22 protein-coding genes and 1 pseudogene are annotated in these 23182 nt (G+C 37.0%); 13 read left to right on the plus strand and 10 right to left on the minus strand.

Going from position 1 to position 23182, the window contains the following annotated elements:
- Positions 1-19: 19 nt before the first annotated feature.
- From ACTYBU_RS06095 to ACTYBU_RS06115, 5 genes are all read right to left on the minus strand, one after another.
- Positions 20-1219 (minus strand): NupC/NupG family nucleoside CNT transporter, encoded by a 1200-nt coding sequence (locus tag ACTYBU_RS06095; protein WP_445488006.1) that lies wholly within the window; start codon positions 1217-1219, stop codon positions 20-22.
- A gap of 24 nt (positions 1220-1243) precedes the next feature.
- Positions 1244-2284 (minus strand): S-methyl-5-thioribose-1-phosphate isomerase, encoded by a 1041-nt coding sequence (gene mtnA, locus ACTYBU_RS06100; RefSeq protein ID WP_445488007.1) that lies wholly within the window; start codon positions 2282-2284, stop codon positions 1244-1246.
- Between the two features lie 247 nt (positions 2285-2531).
- The gene (locus tag ACTYBU_RS06105; protein ID WP_445488009.1) at positions 2532-3164 is read right to left on the minus strand and encodes a class II aldolase/adducin family protein; all 633 of its coding nucleotides are present in this window, start codon (positions 3162-3164) and stop codon (positions 2532-2534) included.
- Between the two features lie 13 nt (positions 3165-3177).
- Entirely contained in the window at positions 3178-3912 is a 735-nt protein-coding gene (locus ACTYBU_RS06110; RefSeq protein ID WP_445488011.1) for a GntR family transcriptional regulator, read from the minus strand.
- 74 nt (positions 3913-3986) lie between these two features.
- A complete protein-coding gene (locus ACTYBU_RS06115; protein WP_445488012.1) occupies positions 3987-4694 on the minus strand; it encodes a nucleoside phosphorylase in 708 nt (235 codons plus the stop codon).
- A gap of 354 nt (positions 4695-5048) precedes the next feature.
- Here ACTYBU_RS06115 and ACTYBU_RS06120 point away from each other — a divergent pair, with 354 nt between their 5' ends.
- A complete protein-coding gene (locus ACTYBU_RS06120) occupies positions 5049-5573 on the plus strand; it encodes a GNAT family N-acetyltransferase (RefSeq protein WP_445488014.1) in 525 nt (174 codons plus the stop codon).
- Positions 5574-6232: 659 nt separating this feature from the next.
- Positions 6233-7144 carry a DMT family transporter gene (locus ACTYBU_RS06125; RefSeq protein ID WP_445488016.1) on the plus strand — a complete coding sequence of 304 codons (912 nt, stop codon included), beginning with the start codon at positions 6233-6235 and terminating at the stop codon, positions 7142-7144.
- A 196-nt stretch (positions 7145-7340) separates the two neighbouring features.
- Here the strand turns inward: ACTYBU_RS06125 and ACTYBU_RS06130 are convergent, their stop codons facing one another.
- Positions 7341-7604, minus strand: a complete 264-nt coding sequence (locus tag ACTYBU_RS06130; protein WP_445488018.1) for a hypothetical protein — start codon at positions 7602-7604, stop codon at positions 7341-7343.
- A gap of 13 nt (positions 7605-7617) precedes the next feature.
- Here ACTYBU_RS06130 and ACTYBU_RS06135 point away from each other — a divergent pair.
- Positions 7618-7728, plus strand: a pseudogene (locus tag ACTYBU_RS06135) (ABC transporter ATP-binding protein); the annotation flags it as partial.
- Between the two features lie 513 nt (positions 7729-8241).
- Complete coding sequence (locus ACTYBU_RS06140; RefSeq protein ID WP_445488019.1) at positions 8242-10065, plus strand: APC family permease; 1824 nt, start codon at positions 8242-8244, stop codon at positions 10063-10065.
- A gap of 208 nt (positions 10066-10273) precedes the next feature.
- Here the strand turns inward: ACTYBU_RS06140 and ACTYBU_RS06145 are convergent, their stop codons facing one another.
- The gene (locus ACTYBU_RS06145) at positions 10274-10426 is read right to left on the minus strand and encodes a hypothetical protein (RefSeq protein WP_445488020.1); all 153 of its coding nucleotides are present in this window, start codon (positions 10424-10426) and stop codon (positions 10274-10276) included.
- Entirely contained in the window at positions 10413-10541 is a 129-nt protein-coding gene (locus ACTYBU_RS06150; protein WP_445488022.1) for a hypothetical protein, read from the minus strand. The genes ACTYBU_RS06145 and ACTYBU_RS06150 overlap by 14 nt, the downstream gene beginning before the upstream one ends.
- 447 nt (positions 10542-10988) lie before the next feature.
- Between ACTYBU_RS06150 and ACTYBU_RS06155 the strand changes: the two genes are divergently transcribed.
- The 6 genes from ACTYBU_RS06155 (at position 10989) to ACTYBU_RS06180 (ending at position 14824) form a co-directional block, all read left to right on the plus strand.
- Positions 10989-11195 (plus strand): DUF1657 domain-containing protein, encoded by a 207-nt coding sequence (locus tag ACTYBU_RS06155; RefSeq protein WP_445488023.1) that lies wholly within the window; start codon positions 10989-10991, stop codon positions 11193-11195.
- 64 nt (positions 11196-11259) lie between these two features.
- Complete coding sequence (locus ACTYBU_RS06160) at positions 11260-11466, plus strand: DUF1657 domain-containing protein (RefSeq protein ID WP_445488025.1); 207 nt, start codon at positions 11260-11262, stop codon at positions 11464-11466.
- Positions 11467-11486: 20 nt separating this feature from the next.
- Entirely contained in the window at positions 11487-12347 is an 861-nt protein-coding gene (locus ACTYBU_RS06165) for a DUF421 domain-containing protein (protein ID WP_445488027.1), read from the plus strand.
- 197 nt (positions 12348-12544) lie between these two features.
- Positions 12545-13210 carry a ribose-5-phosphate isomerase RpiA gene (gene rpiA / locus ACTYBU_RS06170; RefSeq protein WP_445488028.1) on the plus strand — a complete coding sequence of 222 codons (666 nt, stop codon included), beginning with the start codon at positions 12545-12547 and terminating at the stop codon, positions 13208-13210.
- A 255-nt stretch (positions 13211-13465) separates the two neighbouring features.
- A complete protein-coding gene (locus tag ACTYBU_RS06175; RefSeq protein ID WP_445488029.1) occupies positions 13466-13588 on the plus strand; it encodes a hypothetical protein in 123 nt (40 codons plus the stop codon).
- Between the two features lie 33 nt (positions 13589-13621).
- Positions 13622-14824: an NAD(P)-dependent malic enzyme gene (locus ACTYBU_RS06180; RefSeq protein WP_445488030.1), complete on the plus strand. Its 1203-nt coding sequence runs from the start codon at positions 13622-13624 to the stop codon at positions 14822-14824.
- A 164-nt stretch (positions 14825-14988) separates the two neighbouring features.
- Here the strand turns inward: ACTYBU_RS06180 and ACTYBU_RS06185 are convergent, their stop codons facing one another.
- Complete coding sequence (locus ACTYBU_RS06185) at positions 14989-16308, minus strand: nucleobase:cation symporter-2 family protein (RefSeq protein ID WP_445488032.1); 1320 nt, start codon at positions 16306-16308, stop codon at positions 14989-14991.
- Positions 16309-16466: 158 nt separating this feature from the next.
- Positions 16467-18089, minus strand: coding sequence for a PucR family transcriptional regulator (locus tag ACTYBU_RS06190; protein ID WP_445488033.1), 1623 nt, complete (start codon positions 18087-18089; stop codon positions 16467-16469).
- A gap of 258 nt (positions 18090-18347) precedes the next feature.
- Between ACTYBU_RS06190 and allC the strand changes: the two genes are divergently transcribed.
- From allC to ggt, 3 genes are read left to right on the plus strand one after another with little or no spacing between them, the layout of a single operon-like run.
- Positions 18348-19583: an allantoate deiminase gene (allC, locus tag ACTYBU_RS06195; RefSeq protein WP_445488035.1), complete on the plus strand. Its 1236-nt coding sequence runs from the start codon at positions 18348-18350 to the stop codon at positions 19581-19583.
- 21 nt (positions 19584-19604) lie between these two features.
- Entirely contained in the window at positions 19605-20837 is a 1233-nt protein-coding gene (locus tag ACTYBU_RS06200) for a pyridoxal-phosphate-dependent aminotransferase family protein (RefSeq protein WP_445488037.1), read from the plus strand.
- A gap of 39 nt (positions 20838-20876) precedes the next feature.
- Positions 20877-22487 carry a gamma-glutamyltransferase gene (gene ggt, locus ACTYBU_RS06205; protein ID WP_445488039.1) on the plus strand — a complete coding sequence of 537 codons (1611 nt, stop codon included), beginning with the start codon at positions 20877-20879 and terminating at the stop codon, positions 22485-22487.
- Positions 22488-23182 lie beyond the last annotated feature (695 nt).

Raw genomic sequence — 23182 nt, forward strand, 5'->3', positions numbered from 1 at the left:
CGTAATACTAAACATTTACTTACCAGACAAACAAACCAACAAGAGCTGCACTCATAAGTGAAACTAGCGTCCCTGAAAGAATCATCATCCAAACACCGCGTGATAAATAATTTGCTTTTTCTTTACTAACAATCCCATTGAAACAACCGAGGACCATACCAATGGTTGAAAAGTTGGTAAAAGAAACAAGGAAAGTACATAAGACAGCTTTCATGTGTGGTGGAAAAGTGCTTAACTTTGGCATAATATCAGCCATCACGACAAATTCATTGGTGACAAGCTTCGTTCCCATATATTGGGCAGTCTTAAAAGCTTCATCAATCGGCAAACCGAGCAGAAGAGAAAACGGCATCATCACTGTCCCAAGAATACTGCTAAGAGTCAACCAGGAAGCGAAAATTTGTAAAATTTTGTCAAGCAACGCAGCAAGTGCTATAAATGAAATCAGCATTGCCGTAATAATGAAAATCAGTTTCCCCGCTCCTAAAATGGAATCTCCAAGAAAAGAGAAAAACGGTGGCTTTTCTTCTTTTTTCAGTTCGAATATCACATCTTCCTCTTTCAGCACTTTTACTGGATTTAAAATACTAGTGATGATAATCGTATTAATAATATTAAGTGGAATAGCTGTCAGAACAAACTGTGAAGGAATCATTTGTGTATAAACACCAATAATTGCTGCAGATACACAGCTCATCGACATCAAGGAAATGGTAAATAGCCGCTCTGAACTCATAGACTTAAGCTGGCCACTTGAAACTGCGAGTGCTTCAGTATTGCCAAGGAACATCATTTCAATAGCAAAGAAGGACTCAAATTTAGGTCGCCCAGTTAATTTGGAAAGTGCCCAACCTAGGCCATGAATAATTTTCGGTAAAATTCCGAAATAAGTTAAGATATCAAAAAGCGGCACAATCAACAGAATCGGCATGAGGGCACTAAATACAACATCCATATTTTTTACATGTACCATGCTGGCAAAAGCAAAACCAATACCAGAGAAGGCCGTCTCCATCAACCAGTTGAACCCAACGGCAATTTGGCTAATAATCCATCTTCCAATTGGAAACACTATTAAAAACCAAGTAAGAAATACATTAAAGACTACTAAAATCCCTATAGATTTCCATTGGATATTTTTCTTGCTATTTGAAAAAAGAAATGCAAAACCGATAAAAGCAGCAACTCCAATAATATTGACAATCAGATATAAGTTCATGATGTCCCCCTTGTTTAAGTCGTTTTATTTAAAAAGCTGTTTCAAATTTTTTTCATATGGTGCATGGACAATCCCTTTTTCGGTAATAATGGCAGTGATGAGCTCGTTCGGCGTAACATCAAACGCTGGGTTATACACCATAACATCATCTTCAGGTGCGGTGCGTTTACCAAAACCTTCTGTAATTTCTTCTGCTTTTCGTTCCTCAATCGGAATAGTTTCCCCTGTTTTTGTTTCCAAATCGATGGTAGATAGCGGACTTGCTACGTAGAACGGAATTCCATGTTTTTCTGCTAAAACAGCTAATCCGTAAGTTCCAATTTTATTCGCTGTATCCCCGTTTGCTGCAATCCGGTCACACCCTACAATGACAGCATCTATTTTCCCTTGCCTCATAACCATTGCAGCCATGCTGTCAGTAATGAGGGTCACGTCGATATCAGCCTGCAAAAGTTCCCATGTTGTAAGCCTGGCTCCTTGTAATAACGGTCTTGTTTCATCAGCAAAAACGTGAATATTCATCCCTTTTTCTTTAGCAAGGTATATAGGCGCAAGCGCTGTTCCGTATTTATTTGCAGTTGCAATGCCACCAGCGTTACAGTGAGTAAGAAGTGTCATCCCATCTTTTAATAATGTCAATCCGTATTGACCGATTGTTTTGCAAATGTCCGCATCATCCGCTTTAATAGCATGTGCTTCTTTATCCAGTAGACTTTTTAGTTCTGATACGGATTTTGATTCATCAAGAATTGTTTCCATTCGGCGGAGTGCCCAGAATAAGTTAACTGCTGTCGGTCTGGAACTTGCGAGCGTTTCTGAAATTTCTCGACACTGTTTAACAAAAGTCAAGCTGTTATCCGTCTTCAGTTGATTGGAAAAAAGAGCCAACCCGAATGCGGCTGCAATTCCAATTGCTGGTGCACCACGGACTTTTAGTTCAAAAATGGCATCCCACAAATCTTTTAGGTCTTCAACTTCCAAATAAACTTCTTCGTTCGGTAATTTGGTCTGATCTAGTAATATAATTTTTGAACCATCATAAGTTACAGATTCAATAGTTTTCATTTGATTAACTCCCTATATTAGTACTTTATCCCACTCTTAACGGGCAGCAGTAAGACCCCCACCTCAAGATGCTGAGGAATCGAAGAAGCTAGGTGGGGGATAACTGCCCGTAAAGCCGATAAGAGGTACACAAACTAAGGTCGCCACTTCATGTGGCAACGTTTGTGTGATCCACACATCCTGTGGAACGCAAGCTTTCCATCAGTGGGGGATGAAGAAACCCCCACTGATGGAAAGGTTCACTTTATCAAAGAGCCATTTTCTGCTTCATTTCCTGAACGGCCCTTTCACTGACAAGCTGGACCTCCCCTACCGATTTGGCAAAATGATATATTTTTGCAGAATCTTCTAAATATACAGATTTTTCGCAAGCTGATTCAAGTGTTGCTCCAATTGTAAGCGTACCATGATTCTCCAGCAGACAAGCTGAAGTTTGATTTTTCTTTAAAGTAGCAACCACTTTTTCGCCAAGCTCTAGTGAACCTGGGAGGGCAAACGGGGCCACTGGAATTGTCCCTCCTAAAAGAACCATTTCAATCAAAACAACAGGAATTGGCTGATTCAAAACAGCAAAAGCTGTGGCATAGGGAGCATGGGTATGGGCAACTCCTGCTACTTCTGGCATTGTTTCATAGATCGTAAGATGCATCTGCCACTCTGAAGAAGGGGGAAATTTTCCTTCGATGCAATTCCCTTGCAAATCTAGTATAGTAATATCTTCGGGCTTCATTGTTTCGTAGTCAATACCGCTTGGCGTTATGGCCATTACACCAAGATCTCTGTCAAACGCACTAAAGTTACCACTTGTACCTGCCATTAGGCCTGTACGAAAAGCTTTTAGTGCGTTTGCATGAACTACTTCCTGCAACGTTGGATACATGTTCTATTTCACCTTATCTTCTGCGGACCAAGTTGAATTTCATGATGTTGCTTGCAATATAACTTTTACCGTAAAACACAGGTTGATTTGTATTATCGTAAAAGGCTTGTTCCAGTACTTGCAGCGCCTCATTTTCAATAACGCCAAGTTTCCCAGCAATTTCGGCTGAAGCATTTTCAGCAAAGATATTACACTGGGAACTGAAAATCTCAATGGAATGAACCTGTCTTAAATAATCTAAAATAGACTGCTCTGCATCTCCTGTAAACGTCTTATTCATCATAAGACGTTCTGGCATATAGATTTTATCCAGAGCAAACGGCTTTTTATCTGCAGTCCGAATCCGTTCAAAAGCATACAATTTCTCATTTTCACTCATGCGCAGCTGTTTTTTAATAGGCGGATGATTGCATAACTGAGGTTTTGTCACGGCGATTGTCCCTACCTGATAGTTCTGTGCGCCAACCAGTTCCGTCACACTATCTAGTTTTTCAATACCGCTTGATAAAACCGGAGCTTTCGAAAGCACGAATGTACCTACACCGTGCTTTCTTGTGATGTAGCCTTCTAATTCTAAACGCTGCAGTGCTTCACGTAGAACGGGTCGACTTATATTCAGTTTGTTTGCAAGTTTTTGTTCTGCATCCAGTTTTTCTCCGATTGCAAAAACATCGGTTTCAATAAGGTCCACGATTTTTTTAAATGCAATGGTTGATAATGATTTTTTTTCTATACTAATATCTTTCATTTTCTTTCCTCCTAAAACGACATTCCATTAAGATTTATTTTACAGCAGCGGCTGTCGTCCAAAAAGAAAAATAGTTAAATTTTCAAGAATGTATCGAGTGCGATATCAATCTCGTTCTGAATCGCTTGATGAACTAAGTCTTTGTGTGGATTGTAGTTGTTCATGTCTGCAAAAGCATACCCATCAAGTGCGAAAATACCTGCAGCTGCAGCACCTCTAAGCCTGGCAATTACATATAGAGCAGCTAGTTCCATTTCAGCCCCTAAGGCACCTGATTCTTTATAAAGCATATGTGGGAATTCTAATGGTCCGGCATAAAATGCGTCGAGCGTGACAATAGTTCCTAAACCATATTTAACTTCTTTTGTTTTTGCTGTATCTTCAAGAGCGGTTAACAATTTAAAATCTGCCACTGCTGGAACGCCTTCTGGAACTAGCTGTTTGGTCAAACCCTCTGCACGAACAGCTGAATCAGCAATAATCAGACTGCCTGGAGGTAAATCCTCGTGATAAGAACCAGCTGTACCAACACGTATGATTTTTTTCGCTCCAGCCTTAATTAACTCTTCGAAGCATACCGCTGCACCTGGTGCACCAACACCATGACTGCAAACTGTAATTTTAACTCCTTTGTAATACCCATTGATGGTGCGATATTCTCGGAAATAAGCAATCTCCTTCGAATCATCCAGCTGCTCACCAATCAGTTTCGCTCGGTCTGGACTACCGCATACAAGAACTAATTCTGAGATTTCTCCCTTCCGCACGCGTAATGTGGGCATTAAATTTTCTGTATTATTCATATTATCACCTCGAATCCAAATGAGAGGTTTGACCTCTTAACCTCATGATAATTAAATAGAGTGACTGTTGTCAAGAGTTTATTTTTAATTTTCAGATAGTTTTTAATGTCATTGATGTTTTTTCATCAGTTTAAGGCGTCTTTCATCCTTTTTGATACTTTATAATATGGTACGATAGGATAACAAGATATTTTCTTTGGATGTACTAATGTCATATAAATACTTAATGTTTTCTGTTAGAGAGATTGTGCATCTGAGGAAACAATGAAGAAATTGAACGTTTCCAGACAGCCTGAAATCTCCATATATCTAGAAATTTTTAGGAGGTATATTATGAATAACCCAATGATTTCTATTAGATGTGCAAGAGAGATGGATGCGAAAATTTTGTCTGAAATACGATTGCAAATAGACGGCGAAACAGAAAATTTAGACAGAGAAAAAGGCGAGGCATTCCTAGATGAATCGGCCTTTAAACAAATCATTAAAAATGATCGGGAAAATGTTAGAAACCTATTTTTAGTTGCGGAAGTTGATGAAAAAATTGTTGGATTTTCAAGATGTGAAGGAAATCAATTGAGAAGATTCTCTCATAAAGTAGAATTTGGAATCTGCGTTTTAAAAGTTTATTGGGGATATGGGATTGGATCAAGTCTTTTGAAAAAATCGATTCAATGGGCGGACTCCAGTGACAATGACGTGAAGAAAATAACGTTAACAGTTTTAGAAACCAATGAAAAAGCGATTAAGCTTTATCAAAAATTCGGCTTTGAAATAGAGGGAATTCTCAAAAAGGACAAAATGTTATCTAACGGTAAGTACTATAATACAATCATAATGGGGAGGTTTAACGGGTAAGGAATACTGAACAATAGGATAAAAAAGCTATTAATATATTCTCTATAGCTGCAGGGGGAGCCTATTCGTATGGTGAACGTAGAAAAGCATCCTTTATAAAAAATTGATACTGGATAAATGTTGTGCTTTATCCCGCTCTTAACGGGCAGTAAGACCCCCGCCTCAAGATGCTGAGAAATCGAGGAAGATAGGCGGGGGATAACTGCCCGTAAAGGTCCGATAAGTGCAACTAACCATCAGTGGGGGATGAGGAAGACCCCTACTGATGGAAGTTTACTTTATACTAATTAGTCTACCCTGAAAAAAGGGTTCCGCAGCCGGCATATACTTCGCTTTCCATGGGGCGGGCGTCGAGCCTCCTGGAGCATGGCTCCTGCGGGGTCTCGTCTGTCCCGCTTATCCCATAGGAGTCTTCGTATATGCTGGGCTGCTCCGTGCTATAAAATAGGGATACTGCTTTTTTCATGCGCCATGGTGCGAATTTCTATTAGCATGGAGGTCTACTTAGCAAAATTAGAAAATACCGCCAAAAGAGCATAATGCAGAAACTCCATATAGTATTGATCCATGGCTGCCAAAAATAGAGTTTTAACTTATTTTTAGGTTGTTCTTTCCTCTTTTTTTATGCGATGATATGTGGTGGAAAAGAGGGGAGCAATTTGAAAAAAAGTTCTATTTATTTTATTTTACTTTGTGTCATGGCCATATGGGGGATGAATGTTATTGCTACAAAAGTACTGGTAGCTAACTTTATGCCGACTACGATGACTGCTTTGCGCATTTTTACTGCTGGTATTTGTGTATTTATTATTCTTGTTAATTTGAAAAAAGTGCGCATGTTAACAAAAAAAGAGTGGGTGTATGTTTGTTTAGGTGCGTTATTTAATGTCGTTGGCCATCACTATTTTTTATCTATCGGCTTAAAAAATACTTCTGCAACAAATGGTGGTCTTATTTTGGGGATGGGGCCATTATTGTCCACCATTTTAGCAATTGTCTTTTTACGCAGTGCGGTCACCTTTTCAAAGATAGTTGGAGTTTTTTTAGGCTTGTTAGGCGTGTATTTTATCGTGTTAAAAGGCACGAATGGATGGAATGGTGTGTCTGTTGGTGATTTTTATATGTTTATTAGCATTTTATCGCAGGCAATTAGCTTTATTCTGATTAAAAAAGTATCCGATACGTTAGATCCTCGATTAATGACAGGGTATATGTTAGTAATCGGTTCTATTTGTCTTTTTATTATTAGTTTATTTACGGAACCGAATGGATTAGCAAGCATGACTAAAGGTTCTGCTAGTGTATGGCTTATTTTCTTTAGCTCTGCTATTGTTGCAACTGCACTTGGGCATATGGCATATAATTATGCTGTTGGGAAAATCGGAGTGACAGAAGCCGCTATTTTTATTAACTTAAATCCGTTCTTTGCTTTAGTTGGTGCTGTTCTATTTTTAGGAGAGACGATTGTGCTGACACAGGTTACAGGTTTTGTTTTTATTATTGGAGGTATTTTACTTGGATCTGGTGCTTTAGATGTGTTTATTCGTAAGCGAGGTATCAACTTAAACTGACTTCTAAAATGTACAAGGATATCTAATTATTTATTGGTGCTCTTGATTCATATTTTTATGTGTATTAATTGCTCCTCATTAGACAAAAAGCAAAGACAGAGACAAGTCAGACTTGCCCTGTCTTTTTTCTTAGTTCGAACTTAATTACGAGGTCGCTTGCTAAGATGAAACATAGTAGCTAAGCGTAAAGGGTGAATTATTCTTCACTTTTCCCCATAATCCCATAAAAGAAAATATTCATAATATCTTCTGTTAACGGCAGAGCTTTTGCATAATGATCTTCTTTTTGCAGAGAGTCCTTTAACATTTGAATGAAAAAAAAGATAGCCTCGTCTGATAGATTTTTATTCATATAGCTGGTTTCTCTGCCTTCTTTAAATAGATTAGAAAAATAAGGAAGTGCTTTTTCCATATAGATTCTTTCTATATAATTGCCCTCTTCTGCATATTCCCGCATCATATATTAATAAAACTATGTACCGCGAGATGTCAATTTGTGGCCGAATTTGACAGGTGGAGAAGTAATCGATTTATTTATGAAGATGAGAGGGGGAGGGAATAAAAAAAGGAAACAAGAATTAATAATTGGGCTCGCTATACTGCTTATTGGTTTATTTCCAAAGATAACAAGTATTTTATGGCTATATTTAGGTTATTCGTTTTTTGTCGTGTATTTAGGGAAGCTGCTTCAAGCGCCAGATTGGATGGGGAAATTATCGCCATTTGGCAATATTCCGCAGTATCCAGTTGATGAGATAAACTATTTAACCATTTCGTTATTAATCGCTTTAGCTGCGATTGTCACCTTAATTGGATTTATTGGATATAGAAAAAGAGATATTGCAGGTTGATATATCAATCTGCAGTTATACTGGTGGAATTTGAGAGGATCAATTTTAAAAATATGAAATTCAATGTTTTTTGTATGTTAGATCGAGTCTTTTCAAAGTTTGTACAAGGTTAATATACATTAAATACATTTTATAGCTGGAGCCTATAGGTCGAAAATGGACGTGTAGGCTTTTTTATGATTTTTTGTGTTATTTTGTTTTAATAGGGGAATATATTAGTAAATTATTCTCTATGGTGGTGTTAAAATGATTTCTTTTAAAAGATTGTTAATTGGCAGGCCCCTTAAATCGAATGAATTAGGGGAACAAAAAATCAATAAAACAAAAGCATTAGCCATTTTGTCTTCAGATGCTTTATCTTCCGTTGCTTATGGACCTGAGCAAATTTTGTTAGTCCTTATAACTCTAGGCACTGCCGCTTACTGGTACTCGGTGCCCATTGCAGCAGGAGTATTAGTTTTATTGATTGCATTAATATTATCTTATCGTCAAATTATTTTTGCTTATCCCCACGGTGGTGGAGCATATGTTGTATCGATGAAAAATTTAGGTGTGAATTCTGGACTGATTGCTGGAGGATCGCTATTAGTTGATTATATTTTAACAGTGGCAGTAAGTGTATCTGCTGGTACCGATGCCATTACCTCAGCTTTTCCAGCTTTACATTCATACAATATTCTTATTTCGATAGTTTTTGTTATTTTTATAACTATTTTAAATCTACGAGGAGTAACAGAATCTGCTTCCATACTTGCATATCCAGTCTATCTATTTGTAGTAGCCTTATTTATTATGATTGGTGTCGGAATGTTTCAAGTTTTAACTGGGAAGGTTCCCGCAGAATTACATTCACCTATTGGAACGCCTATTCAAGGGGTTACTTTATTTCTGCTTCTTAGAGCATTTGCTTCTGGAAGTTCTGCATTAACGGGTGTAGAAGCTATATCGAACGCAATACCAAATTTTAAAGATCCCGCACCTAATAATGCTGCGAAAACATTAATAGCAATGGGGATTTTACTTGCGATTCTATTCACAGGAATAGTTTCTTTAGCCTATTTTTATGGAACTTCTCCTAAAGAAAATGTAACAGTGGTATCTCAAATTGCAGAAAATATATTTGGGAGAAATTTTATGTATTATTTTATCCAGGGGACCACTGCTTTAATTCTGATACTAGCAGCTAATACTGGTTATACAGCTTTTCCATTATTAGCAGTAAACTTAGCAAAAGATAAGTTCATACCGAGAATGTTTACAGTCAGGGGAGATCGTTTAGGATATTCTAACGGGATAATTATCTTGGCATTGCTGTCAATCATACTAATTATCGCGTTTCAAGGAAAAACAGAACAATTAATACCTTTATATGCGGTAGGAGTTTTTATTCCCTTTACACTTTCCCAAACCGGGATGATCTTTAAATGGCTACGTGAGAAACCAGCTGGATGGACATATAAACTAATAATAAATGCCATTGGTGCGCTTATTTGTTTTATAGTAACCATTATGTTTTTTATAACAAAGTTTTTACAAGTTTGGCCGGTTTTAGTATTTATTCCGCCCATTGTGTATTTCTTTTATAAAATAAAAAATCATTATGATTCTGTTGGAGAACAATTACGTATTCAAAACCTGGAAGAAAGGGATGATATTTCTGGAAATGTTATCATAGTTCCAGTAGCTGGGATTACCCGCGTAGTTAAAAATTCGTTAAATTATGCAAAGTCTTTAAATCCAGATAAAGTGATTGCTGTTTATGTTGCTTTTAACCGTGAAGAAGAAAAGCAGTTTGAAGAAAAATGGAATAAATGGCAGTCTGATATACGACTTGTAACTCTACATTCTCAATATAGAAGCATTATTCAGCCATTAACAAAATTTATAGATACAGTAGAACATAAAGCAAGCGAATCAAATTATCGGGTAACTGTAGTAATACCACAGTTTATTGTAAAAAAAGGCTGGCATAATATACTTCATAACCAATCGAGTTTACTTATAAAAACGTACCTTTTATATAGAAGAAATGTTGTAGTTGCAACAGTCCCATATCGTTTCAAAGCATAGTTATTAGGAGCAGAAAGACCTCTTTTGATTCCATGTCTTTCTTTTTTATGTAAAATCTTTCATGTCACTAGTGGATAGATGCAGCAGTTGCAGGAATTATGGTGTTTATTTCTTTAGATGAATTATTGCCTGCAGCAAAAAAATATGACAATGGTCATTTATCTTTTTTAAAAGTAATTATGGCTGTCATTCACAAAAACGCCGGATGCTAAGATGCCTTTGATTCTTGTTTTTTTGCTGCTTTTTTAGAAGTGAATAACCTCCATCCTGTTATAAAAGCTTCGATTAAACAAAGCATGGAAGAACCGATGAATACAACATGCATTCCTTCTAAAAAGATATCTGGTCTATCTGGTATCAACGCTGTTGCTCGGTTGCCTGCTTTGTTTTAATTTCGATTGTTTTTGCAAATGGTCCGTAATGATGCCAATAACGCAGATGGAAAAAAACATAATCACCGCTACTAATCCTGTCATTGTACAATCCCTCCTAAAAATACAATTAGCATTCATATATGTCTACTTATCATTGTAGTTTTTAAATTTTCTATTTCAACACAATAAAGGGAATAAAACTGCCCGTAAAGGTCCGATAAGTTCAACTAACCATCAGTGGGGGATGAAGAAAATCCCCACTGATGGAAAGGTTCACTTTATCCCACTCTTAACGGGCAGTAAAACCCCCACTTCGGGGATGCTGAGGAATCGAAGAAGCTAGGTGGGGGATAAAACTGCCCGTAAAGGTCCGATAAGTTCAACTAACCATCAGTGGGGGATGAAGAAAATCCCCACTGATGGAAAGGTTCACTTTATATGGTTTAAATTTGGTGATTTAGAAGAAGTTCCTAATTAATTATTTGTATAAGAAAATGATGAAAAGAGATGATATAAAGGTAGCAAAAACAATCTACAGGAGGAGAAAAAATGACAGTAATTAATAACGTAAAACAAGCAGTTGCTGGATTAAAAAGTGCACAGGCCAGCTTAGAGACATTTGCTTTGGCTACAGATAACCAATCTGCAAAACAGTTGTATCAAGATGCAGCAAAACAAACACAACAAGTTATTGATACTTTAAATCCACGAGTTCAAGAAATCGAACAAGAAGAGCCACAATACACACAACAATAATGCTTATAACGGTATGTTTGGTTTTTGCCAATCATACCGTCTGATAAAGGAGATATACAAAAAAATGACAGTAGGATCCAGTGTAAAACAAACATTAGCCAGCTTAAAAGGAATGGAATCCCAATTATCTACATTTGCTCTAAATTCAATGGAAGAAGAGGCACAAAAGCATTTTCATGAGGCGATGGTATTAGTTGGGGAGATAAAAAATGATATTCAATTAAGAGTATATACGATGGATAGAGAAGAAAATGAATACAGCTCATCTTAAATGAAAGGAGCGGATAAAAAATGATATCTGGTTTAGAAGTAGTGCTGCGTTCATTTTTATTTGTCCTCATTCTTTTTATTACGACAAAGCTTTTAGGAAAAAAACATATATCCCAATTATCATTATTTGAATACATAGCAGGTATAACGCTTGGTGATATTGCGGGGGAAGTTATCTTAAGTGAAGATTCAAAAATCTCACATGGGATATTAGGGATAGCTGTGTTTGGCATTGTTTCTTATCTAGCGGATATTATATCGTTAAAAAGCAAAACATTAAGAAATGTCATTGAGGGAACAGGAGCTGTTTTAGTTGAAGATGGAAAGCTATTGGAAGAGAATTTAAAAAAAGAAAAATATACAATTGATGATTTTTGTACTCTATTGAGACAAAAAAACGTATTTAGTTTATCAGAAGTAGAATATGCAGTGCTTGAACCAAAAGGGATGTTAAGTGTTATGCTCAAGCAGGAAAATCGTCCTTTGACTCCAAAAGCGATGAACATGAAAATGCCAAAGGATAAGGTTCCTCAAACAATTATTATGGATGGGAATGTATTGTATGACCCGTTAAAAAAAGCAGGAAAAACAATGGATTGGCTGCAAGTAGAGTTGAGTAAATTAAACGTTACTTTAGAAAATGTTTTTTTAGGGCAAGTGAATTCCTATGGCGAATTAATCATTGATATTTTTGATGATACAGTGAAATTAGCGAAATCTCAACAACGTCCACTGCTGCTTGCAACCATAAAAAAAATTCAGGCAGATTTAGAAATTTACGCCTTGCAGACGGAAAATAAAGAAGCCAAAAAAATGTATCAAAAAAATGCCGAAAAAATGTTGGAAGTGGAAAAACTTGTGAAAGTTTATTTGGAAAATTAATAATAAATCCTTTTGCCTTTTCACCTTTATATTATTCCAAATTCCCATTTTTACTGAATCCTGCTCCTTCCATGTGAAACATGGAAGGCAATTATTTTTTCACCTTCAAGACTGTAAGTTGTCCCCATAGAAATCCAAAAAGGAATATAATAAGAGTAGAAATACAATAGAGTCGGTTTGGATTTGGAGGTAGAATCTTGAACGAAAAAGCAATGGTAGGAGAAAAAGCAGCAATTGAATTTATTAAAGATGGCATGATTGTTGGGTTAGGTACTGGTTCGACAGTTTATTATACGATTGTAAAAATTGCAGAACAAATAAAAAGCGGTTTGCAAATTCAAGGGGTTGCAACCTCTTTGCAAACAGAAATATTGGCAAAAAAGCTTGGTATTCCACTCCTAAGGATTGAAGAGGTTGAAAAGATTGATCTGGCGATCGACGGAGCAGATGAAGTGGACAGTCAATTTAATGCCATTAAAGGCGGAGGCGGAGCCTTGTTAAGGGAAAAAGTTATTGCAAATGCAGCAGACATTTTTGTTGTTGTTGCTGATTCGAAAAAAGTTGTTTCAACACTTGGCAGTTTTCCTTTGCCAGTAGAAGTAGTGCCATTTGGAGCCGAATTAACGGAGCGTCAAATTCAAAAATTAGGATGTACAACCTCATTTCGTCAGAAAGAGGATACTATATTTGTAACAGATAACGGAAATTATATTATAGACTGCTTTTTTTCATCTATTCAAAATCCAAAGGAATTACAAATAGAGTTAAATCAAATTCCAGGCGTTGCGGAAAACGGTTTGTTTGTAGATAGAATCCATCATTTAGTTACATTAGATAAAGAGAAAAATATTGTTGTCCTCTAATAAATGAAATAATTACTGATTAGTAATGTCAAGGCTGTATCATAAAACATGGTACAGCCTTTGTATATTTTGTCAAAATTTCGTCTTATTTTTTTCTCTATAGCCGTTTCATTTTTGTTTAATTAGTTATATCATCTTAAGGAGAATAGTTTCCCCTTATAAAATAAGTATGAAGTTTACATTGAGATTTTCAGGAAAGAAAGTATTATTTTTTCAAATTAGACCATTGACTAGCTCTAACGTACAGGATGAACGGTGAACTATTACAATAAAGAGTCAATTGACGTTTCGAAAAGTGAGTGGATATCTTTATTTTTCGGCGGAATCCATACGGCAATAGCAAGTAATATAATCCTTTCTAAACAATCCAATCAATAATGATTACTTATAACAATAAAAGGAGAGAAGAAAATGTCTTTAAAAGAAGAAGCATTGCAAATGCACCAAGAAAAAAAAGGAAAACTAGAAGTGAATGCAAAAGTGGAAGTGAAAAATGCTCAAGATTTAAGCTTAGCATATTCTCCTGGAGTGGCAGAGCCTTGTAAAGCTATTTATGAAAACCCAGAAACTGTATACGATTATACAATGAAAGGCAATATGGTTGGTGTTGTAACGAATGGTACAGCTGTTCTTGGATTAGGAAATATCGGAGCTGCTGCATCATTGCCTGTTATGGAAGGAAAAGCAATTTTATTCAAAAGTTTTGCTGGCGTTGATGCATTTCCAATTGCGCTTGATACAACAGATGTAGACAAGGTTGTCGAAACTGTTAAATTATTGTCACCAACATTTGGCGGCATTAACTTAGAGGATATCGCAGCACCACAATGCTTTGAAATTGAAGAAAGATTAAAAGAAGCGCTTGATATTCCGGTATTTCACGATGACCAGCATGGAACGGCAATTGTTACATTGGCCGGTTTAGTAAATGCTCTAAAAATAGTGAAAAAAGAAATGAAAGATTTGAAAATTGTTTTAAATGGAGCAGGAGCAGCTGGTATCGCAATTACGAAGCTTTTATATTCATATGGTGTTACGAATATGATTATGTGTGACACAAAGGGAGCCATTTATGAAGGCAGACCTGAAGGAATGAATAAAGTAAAAGCGGATGTTGCTTCCTACACCAACGTAAATAAAGAAGCTGGATCACTAGGCGATGTAGTGAAAAATGCGGATGTATTTATTGGAGTTTCTGCTGCTGGAGCATTAACAAAAGAGATGGTGGCGTCCATGAGCACAGATGCAATCATATTTGCAATGGCAAATCCAGTTCCTGAAATCAGCCCGGCGGATGCACAAGAAGCTGGTGCAAGAGTGGTGGGCACAGGTCGTTCTGATTATCCAAACCAAGTGAATAATGTATTGGCTTTCCCTGGGATTTTCAGAGGAGCACTGGATGTTCGCGCAACTAATATTAATGAAGAAATGAAAAAGGCTGCAGTAGAAGCTATTGCAAACTTAATAACAGATACAGAATTAAATGAAGAATATGTAATTCCAAGTCCATTTGATCCACGAGTAGCCAAAGCAGTAGCTAAAGCAGTAGCCAAAGCTGCTGTTGAATCAAATGTTGCAAGAGTAAAGTTGGTCAAAGCAAATAAAGCGGATTGATTAAACGACGGAGCGGCTCAGACGTAGCCCCGCGGAAAGAGAAGTGTAGTAAGGCTGTGGATTAATAACTACAATCTCTACGAAAAGAACCTTAACGAATAAAAACACTAGCATCACGCCGCTAGTGTTTTTATTAATCTAATAATTTTTAAATCTTATTCGTATTAGTCTACTGCCTTAAGTTGATCAGAATAGGCACTAACGCTTTTTTTATTTGTTTTAGCATTAAACAATACATTCAATAAAATGGCAGTCAAGCTCCCAGTTATAATTCCATCACTCACAATAATACGAAGACTTGATGGGAGCTGTGCAAATAAATCTGGAACAGCAGTGGCTCCTAATCCAATACCGATAGAACAAGCGATAATAAGCAAGTTAGCCTGATTTGTAAAGTCAACCGTGCTTAACATCTTAATTCCTGAAGAAACAACCATTCCGAACATAACAACAGTTGCTCCTCCTAAAACAGGTGTTGGAATAACTGTTGCAAAAGCAGCTACTTTTGGAATAAGTCCTAAAAATACTAAAATGCCGCCAGCCGCAACTACAACATTTGCTGTTTTTACTTTAGAGAGCTGAACTAGCCCAACATTTTGTGCAAATGTATTATATGGAAATGCGTTAAAAATTCCTCCAAGAGTAATAGCTAACCCTTCAGCACGATAACCTCTTGTTAAATCTTTTTCGTCTAATGGCTTATCACATATTTTGCTAAGTGCAAAGAAAACACCTGTTGATTCAATAATGATAACAATTCCGACAATTAACATGGTGAGAATAGGACCAACTTCAAATGTTGGAGTCCCAAAATAAAATGCTTTCGGAAGATGAAACCAGCTAGCATCTGCAACAGCAGCAAAATTTACTTTTCCCAAAATAGCAGCAGCAATTGTGCCGACAATAATGCCAATTAAAACAGATAATGATTGAAAATACCCTTTGGCAAATCGATTAAGAATTAAAATAAATAGCAGTACACCAAAGGAGAGAGAAAGATTCTCTATGGAACCAAAATCTTTGCTGGCAACTCCGCCTCCCATGTTTTTTATTCCTGTTGGAATTAATGACAATCCAATAATCGTAACAACTGTTCCGATAACTACCGGGGGAAATAACTTTGTTATTTTGCTAAATAAAGGGGCAAAGATAACAATAAAAAGACCAGTAAATATAATGGCTCCGTATATAGCAGAAACTCCATATGTACCACCAATTGATATCATCGGTGTAACAGCAACAAAGGAACTTCCAAGTACTACTGGTAGACCAATCCCCAAGTATTTATTTTTCCATGCTTGAAGTAATGTTGCGATACCACATGTCAATAAATCAATGGCAACTAAATAGGCAAGCTGCTCCGTTGTTAAATTTAATGCTCTACCAACTAACAGTGGTACAAGTATAGCCCCAGCATACATAGCAAGAACATGCTGCAGCCCCAATGAAAATATTTTCATCCCGCCATTTTTCGTATTACTCATTGTAATCTCCCCTTTTTTAACTGATGTTAATTCATCTAACAAAATAAGTTAACTTTATTAACATAATAAAAGAAGGAGAGTTGGAAGTCATTGGTTAAACTAAACAAAATATTTAGAAAATATCGTATACAATTTCTAAATATTGAGAAAATATGCAATTATTTGGTATGCAGGATAGATTTTATACGAAATGCTAATCGCAAATGAAATGTTAGGTCGGCATCTTTTAGGCTGCTGCCTAATAATTCTTCACATTTTTCTAATCGATAGATCACAGTATTCCGATGAACAAATAGTCTTTTTGCTGTTTCAGAAATTTGGCAGTGTGTTTCTAAATAAACGGATAACGTATTAAGCAGTATTTGTTCTTCGTCCCCCTGCTGCTGGATGGAAAAACCTTGAAAGATATGATCATAAAATTCCTGCAAGTCCTTCATTGGTATAATTCGCAGTATTTCCGAAACATCCTTAGGGCGATGCACTTGAATAAATTGCAAGCTTCCGGAAAGTTGACCGGTATGAATGGCGCTGACTGCTTCTTTAAATGCATTTGGAATATTGAACAAATTATGACCAATATTGCTTATACCGAAGGAAATGGTCCTTTTGAAGATATTGACAATATAAGCTTGCAGCTCTTTTAGATATGGTATAATGGCGACATCAATATCCCCTCTTTGCTCAGGAGCTTCTATAACTAGAATGCACATATCCCCTTTTAGAAATAAATGAACAGGAAAAGGAGCTTTTGTTGCTTCCATTTCCAGGAATTCATAAATGTAATCTGTTTCTAAATGGTGTTGAGTAAAACTTTTTTGTTTCTCATCTTGATCGATTTTTCCCGCTATGGTAATAGTTGGCTGATCCCACTTTAAGTTAAATTCTTTTGCTCTATTTTCGATTTCCTCTTTCGAAGTAAAAGATCCTTCCACAAAATGAAGGAAAAACTCATTTCTTGCACGTCTTGCATATTGCTTTAATGTATTTTCTCTCATTAATTCAAAGGATAATACATTGGTTGCCTGTTCTATTATTAGAAGGAGACTTTGATCATAGATTGGAACATTTCCTAAAATCACTAAATAGGCTGGTTTTCCGATATGTGTAAGGACCGGAAAAATACTGACTGTTTCTTCCGTATGTCGTATGGAAAAACAAGTATGTGACGTATTCTCTAATAAAAGCTGATATCCCTTTGAATATAATTCAGAGATTTGATTTTCCAACGGATATTTTGATAGGGAGGATGAGTGGATTTGATAATGCTGATCAAACAGCAGCACTTTTTGACCAATCATATCGGATAATTCCTCCAAAAGCTTTTTGATTCCTTTTCCTTTTAAAATATGTTGTGTGAATTTACGATGCACTTCAAAAGCAGTCGTTAATTCCGTAGTTCTTTCTTCTAAAATATAATTTAACGTTGCATTTACAACTTCTCCAAGTGATGTTTCCAATGGAATCTCTATTATTGGAAAGCCATTGTCATTGGCAAATTGCAGTGCTTCTTCCGGTATGTTGGATAAAAATCGTTTTGTTTTAATTCCTAATGCCGTACAGTTTTGTTGATACATTGTTTTTACGAGTTGAACGATACTATTTGGATTATCCTTTAAGTGATAGGCGGTAGTAATAAGAAAGTCATTGGGATGGAGATAATAGGCAATATCAGGTGCATCCATCATCGTAATGTTTTTAATTTCATTCTCAAGCCCTGAATCTCCTGCAATAACTTTTACATTCTGAAATAAAGGCTTTTTAAGGATATCGATTAACTTCATTTTCCCCCTCCATTCATGTTAATAAAAATAACATAGATTAAGTTAGTATTTTTATTATACCCTTTACTTTAGTTATTTTGCACAAAAAAAATCAAGGATTCTAACAATTTATCTAATGTATTGGATTTATATCCTTATTACAATGAAAATATAAATTATTTATGTGAATATAAATGTGACGAAACTTAACAATTGATGGATTTTATGGAAGGGAATATAAAAATGGTTTTAAACATCATTCATCGAGAGGAGATAAGAATGAAAACAACAATTAATATGGAAACAGCTGAGGTGGCAAAATGGGTAGAATGGTTGGCTGATTTCGGCAGAACAGCAAATGACGGAGTCACAAGACTATTATATGATGATGTTTGGCAAGCAGCTCAATCTGCATTAAAGACAAAAATGGATGAATGTGGATTAAGAACCTATTTTGATGGAGTAGGGAATTTATTTGGTCGATTGCCCGGAACGGAAGAACAGGAGAAAGCCATTCTAACAGGTTCTCATATTGACACAGTGGTGGATGGCGGCAAATATGACGGTGCGTATGGAATCATTGCAAGTTTGCTCGCCGTGCACTATTTATATCAGCAGCATGGATTGCCGAAAAAAACAATTGAAGTTGTTTCATTATGTGAAGAAGAAGGAAGCCGTTTTCCGTTAGCATTTTGGGGATCAGGTTCGATCACAGGGAAATTTAATATGGAAGATAGTGCAGATTTGTGTGATGCAAACTCTATTCCTTTTCATGAAGCGATGAAACAAGCCGGATTCCCACCTGCAGGAAAATCAGCGGTTCGAGATGATATTGCAAGTTTTATTGAAGTTCATATCGAACAAGGTGCAGTTCTTGAGAAAGAAAAGCAATCCGTGGGCATCGCTACACATATTGTAGGACAAAGAAGATTTAATATAAAGGTTTCTGGTGAAAGCAACCATGCTGGAACTACGCCGATGTCTTACCGAAAAGACAGCATGCATATAGCTTCTGAATTAATAGCATACGCATTAAATAGAGCCTCAAAAGTAGATGATAGTTTAGTAGCTACTGTTGGCAAGCTGACAGTTTCTCCAAATGTTCCAAATGTCATTCCAAATGAAGTGATTTTTACATTAGATGTGCGTCACCATGAAGAATCGACTTTAGCGCAATATTGCAGGACTATCTTTGCTTATTTCGAAGAATTTTGTGCAAAAAAAGATGCTGGTTTAGAGATAGAACAATGGGTGGATGTAAAGCCAGTGCAAATGGATCAAGAACTAATTGGTCTTTCGGATGCTATTTTAAAAGACATGTCCATCCCTTACCGAAAAATGATCAGCGGAGCCGGACATGATTCTCAAATGTTTGGAACGTATTGTCCAACAGCACTTTTCTTTGTTCCAAGTAAAAATGGCATTAGTCATTCACCGTTAGAATATACAGAAGCAGAAGATTTGAAAAATGGAGTTATTGTTTTAATTGAGATGTTATACCGCATGGCCTATTAAAAAAGAGAGGATGAAATAAAAATGAGCTATAAAGAACTTAACACCCCATTAAGAACGATTATGACACCAGGACCAGTAGAAGCAGATCCAAGAGTATTGAGAGCGATGAGCACACCGATTGTTGGTCAGTTTGATCCAGCTTTTACTTCTATTATGAATACAGTAATGAACATGATCCAAGAAGTGTTTCAAACGAAAAACAAATGGGCATTCCCTGTTGACGGTACATCAAGATCAGGATTAGAAGCTGTTCTAGGCAGTGTGATTGAGCCTGGCGATAAAGTACTTATTCCGATTTATGGAAGATTCGGTCATCTCCTGACTGAAATCGCTGAAAGATACGGCACAGATCTTCATTTAATGCATTGTGAATGGGGAGAGGTTTTTGACCCAGAAGATGTTATTAAGGAAATCAAAAAAGTAAATCCAAAAATCGTAGCAATTGTACATGGAGAAACATCAACAGGCCGTATGCAGCCGTTAGAACAAATCGGAAAAGCATGCAGAGAACAAGATGTACTATTTATAGTGGATGCTGTCGCAACAATTGGCGGTGCAGATGTACAAACAGATAATTGGTATATTGATGCAGTGATTGGCGGAAATCAGAAATGCTTGTCTGTTCCATCTGGAAATGCACCAGTTACGTACAATGAAAGAGTAGAGAAAATTCTTCTTCAACGTAAAAAAGTAGAAAGAGGAATTGCAACAGACTCTGAGTTAGCAGAAAAATCTTCCCATCATCCTATTATTAGCAATTATTTAGATTTAAGCCAGCTTCAGGATTACTGGAGCCCAAGAAGACTAAACCACCATACGGAAGCAACTTCGATGTTATATGCTTTACATGAAGGATTAAGAATTGTATTGGAGGAAGGCTTAGAAACAAGATTTGAACGTCATAAATATCATGAAAAAGCACTTATGGCTGGTATTGAAGGCATGGGGTTAGAATTGTTTGGAGACAGCCGTTCTAAGCTGCCAACGGTTACTTGTATTAACGTTCCAGCAGGCGTAGATGCAGAATCTGTACGAAGCATGATGCTGCAAGAGTTTGGCGTTGAAATAGCAAGCAGCTTCGGTCCACTTCATGGGAAAATTTGGAGAATTGGAACAATGGGTTACAGCTGCCGCAAAGAAAATGTTCTATTTGCATTAGCAAGCTTGGAAGCATGTTTAATACGACATGGTGTAGAAGTAAACAAAGGGGCAGGCATTCAAGCAGCATTGGATGTTTACATGAAAAACGCATAAAAATTTTGTTTTTAGCCATAAAGAGAGGAGTTAATTAGAATGAATGATTATTTTTTAACCTATCCATATTCTTCAAAAAGAGTATGCTCGATTGCAAAAAAAGGAATGGTTGCCACATCTCAGCCGCTGGCGGCGCAAGCAGGGATGGAAATATTAAAAATGGGTGGAAATGCAGTGGATGCAGCCATTGCAGCAGCTGCTTGTTTAACCGTTGTGGAGCCATCTTCTAATGGGATTGGTGGAGACGCTTTTGCGATTGTTTGGATGAATAATTCTCTTTATGGTTTAAATGCAAGTGGTCCTGCTCCAATGGAAACAACAGTGGAAGCAGTGAAAGAAGCTGGCTTTTCCTCTATGCCTGAAAGAGGCTTCATTCCAGTTACCGTTCCAGGAGCGCCATCTGCTTGGGCGGCACTTTCCAAACGATTTGGGAAATTAAGCTTAAGTGAGGTTCTTAAGCCTGCGATTACGTATGCAAGAGAAGGGTTTCCTCTTTCTCCAACAGCAGGAAGGAATTGGATGAATGGAGTTAACAAAATTAAAGAATTAGTAAATGGAGAAGAACATGAAGCATTCTTTGATACTTTCGCTCCAAATGGGAAAATTCCGCAAATAGGAGAAGTTTGGAAATCGGAAAACTTTGCTACTACATTAGAAAGCATTGCGGAAAGCAACGGAGAATCTTTTTACCGCGGTGAGCTTGCTGATAAAATAGATCAATTTTCCAGAAAATATGGCGGGAAAATTAGAAAAGAAGATTTAGCTAATTTTTACCCTGAATGGGTGACGCCAGTATCAACCAACTATAAAGGGTATGATGTTTGGGAAATACCGCCTAACGGTCAAGGCACAGTTGTTTTAATGGCATTAAACATTTTAAAAGGCTATAAGTTCCATGAAAAAGAGCAAGTCGATACGTATCATACTCAATTAGAAGCAATGAAATTGGCTTTTACAGATGGAAAAGAATTTATTAGCGAAAAAGAAGATATGAAAGTAAGATTAGAAGAGCTGTTGTCAGATGAGTATGCAGATGAACGCAGAAAGCAGATTAAAGATACTGCAAGTCTGCCTCAAGCTGGAAAACCACAGCATAGCGGTACTGTTTATGTCGCAGCTGCAGATGATGAAGGAAATATGGTTTCCTTTATTCAAAGCAATTACAGAGATTTTGGCTCTGGTTTAGTCGTACCTGAAACGGGCATTCTACTGCAGAACAGAGGCCATAATTTCTCTTTGGATCCTAATCATGTAAACTGTTTAAAACCTGGTAAAAGAACGTATCATACAATTATTCCAGGCTTTATTACAAAAGGTGATACTCCAATTGGTCCTTTTGGTGTAATCGGAGCATTTATGCAGCCCCAAGGTCAAGTGCAAGTATTAATGAATATGATTGAATTTGGATTAAATCCACAGGCTGCCATTGATGCCCCTCGCTGGCAATGGTTTGGCGATAAAAAGATTATGCTGGAAACAAATGTTCCTCGTCATATTATTGAAGGATTAGGAAGAAAGGGACATGAAATTACGATGTCTATTGATTCGAATGAATGTGGAAGGGCGCAAATCATTTGGCGAGATCCAGAAACGGGTGTGTATTACGGTGGAACAGAATCTCGTACAGATGGCAGTGTGGCTATTTGGTAATAATGTTTGATTAAATGGCTACCCTGAAAAAATGGTTCTGCAGGTTGAATACACTTCGCTTTCCGCGGGCGAGCGCCGAGCCGCTTCTTTTCATGTGCCTTGGTGCAAGTTTTGTTGCATGGGTGTCTGTGTCTACCCTGAAAAGTGTGGTGTTCTTGTGGTAGTCCGCAGCCGGCATACACTTCGCTTTCCATGGGGCGGGCGTCAAGCCTCCTCGGAGCTTTGCTCCTGTGGGGTCTCGACTGTCCCGCTAATCCCATAGGAATCTTCGTGTATGCCGGCTGCTTTGTGCTAAAAAATAGGGAGACTGCTTCTTTTCATGTGCCATGGTGCAAATCTTTATTTGCATGGAGGTCTTTGTTAAATTTTTATTGTAGATTTTTGAATGGTCAGGGAATCTACTCGCTTTTCCGTGGACGAACCGGCAAGTCTCCTCGCTTGTCGTCTTAAGGGGTCTTGCCAGCCCGTTTTTTTAGCAGGAGTCTCGGAAATTCCCTTCCCAAAAATAACATTATCTTTTAACTGAGATAAATAAAAAATAGATAGATATTTGACAATAATTGGACTATTCGTTTATTATTTATAAAAATATATAAAGTGAACCTTTCCATCAGTGGGGGGTTCTTCATCCCCCACTGAAGGTTAGTTGCACTTATCGGACCTTAACGGGCAGTTATCCCCCACCTAGCTTCTTT

This window comes from Niallia sp. 03133, from assembly GCF_052663225.1.

Coding starts and splice junctions, on each gene's coding strand:
- ACTYBU_RS06105 (WP_445488009.1), bottom strand. CDS start 3,164: ATGTATCCAACGTTGCAGGAAGTAGTTCATGCAAACGCACTAAAAGCT.
- ACTYBU_RS06155 (WP_445488023.1), top strand. CDS start 10,989: ATGACAGTAATTAATAACGTAAAACAAGCAGTTGCTGGATTAAAAAGT.
- ACTYBU_RS06160 (WP_445488025.1), top strand. CDS start 11,260: ATGACAGTAGGATCCAGTGTAAAACAAACATTAGCCAGCTTAAAAGGA.
- ACTYBU_RS06180 (WP_445488030.1), top strand. CDS start 13,622: ATGTCTTTAAAAGAAGAAGCATTGCAAATGCACCAAGAAAAAAAAGGA.
- ggt (WP_445488039.1), top strand. CDS start 20,877: ATGAATGATTATTTTTTAACCTATCCATATTCTTCAAAAAGAGTATGC.
- allC (WP_445488035.1), top strand. CDS start 18,348: ATGAAAACAACAATTAATATGGAAACAGCTGAGGTGGCAAAATGGGTA.
- ACTYBU_RS06190 (WP_445488033.1), bottom strand. CDS start 18,089: ATGAAGTTAATCGATATCCTTAAAAAGCCTTTATTTCAGAATGTAAAA.
- ACTYBU_RS06165 (WP_445488027.1), top strand. CDS start 11,487: ATGATATCTGGTTTAGAAGTAGTGCTGCGTTCATTTTTATTTGTCCTC.
- ACTYBU_RS06120 (WP_445488014.1), top strand. CDS start 5,049: ATGAATAACCCAATGATTTCTATTAGATGTGCAAGAGAGATGGATGCG.
- ACTYBU_RS06110 (WP_445488011.1), bottom strand. CDS start 3,912: ATGAAAGATATTAGTATAGAAAAAAAATCATTATCAACCATTGCATTT.
- ACTYBU_RS06200 (WP_445488037.1), top strand. CDS start 19,605: ATGAGCTATAAAGAACTTAACACCCCATTAAGAACGATTATGACACCA.
- ACTYBU_RS06095 (WP_445488006.1), bottom strand. CDS start 1,219: ATGAACTTATATCTGATTGTCAATATTATTGGAGTTGCTGCTTTTATC.
- ACTYBU_RS06140 (WP_445488019.1), top strand. CDS start 8,242: ATGATTTCTTTTAAAAGATTGTTAATTGGCAGGCCCCTTAAATCGAAT.
- ACTYBU_RS06150 (WP_445488022.1), bottom strand. CDS start 10,541: ATGACAGGATTAGTAGCGGTGATTATGTTTTTTTCCATCTGCGTTATT.
- ACTYBU_RS06185 (WP_445488032.1), bottom strand. CDS start 16,308: ATGAGTAATACGAAAAATGGCGGGATGAAAATATTTTCATTGGGGCTG.
- ACTYBU_RS06115 (WP_445488012.1), bottom strand. CDS start 4,694: ATGCCCACATTACGCGTGCGGAAGGGAGAAATCTCAGAATTAGTTCTT.
- mtnA (WP_445488007.1), bottom strand. CDS start 2,284: ATGAAAACTATTGAATCTGTAACTTATGATGGTTCAAAAATTATATTA.
- ACTYBU_RS06130 (WP_445488018.1), bottom strand. CDS start 7,604: ATGATGCGGGAATATGCAGAAGAGGGCAATTATATAGAAAGAATCTAT.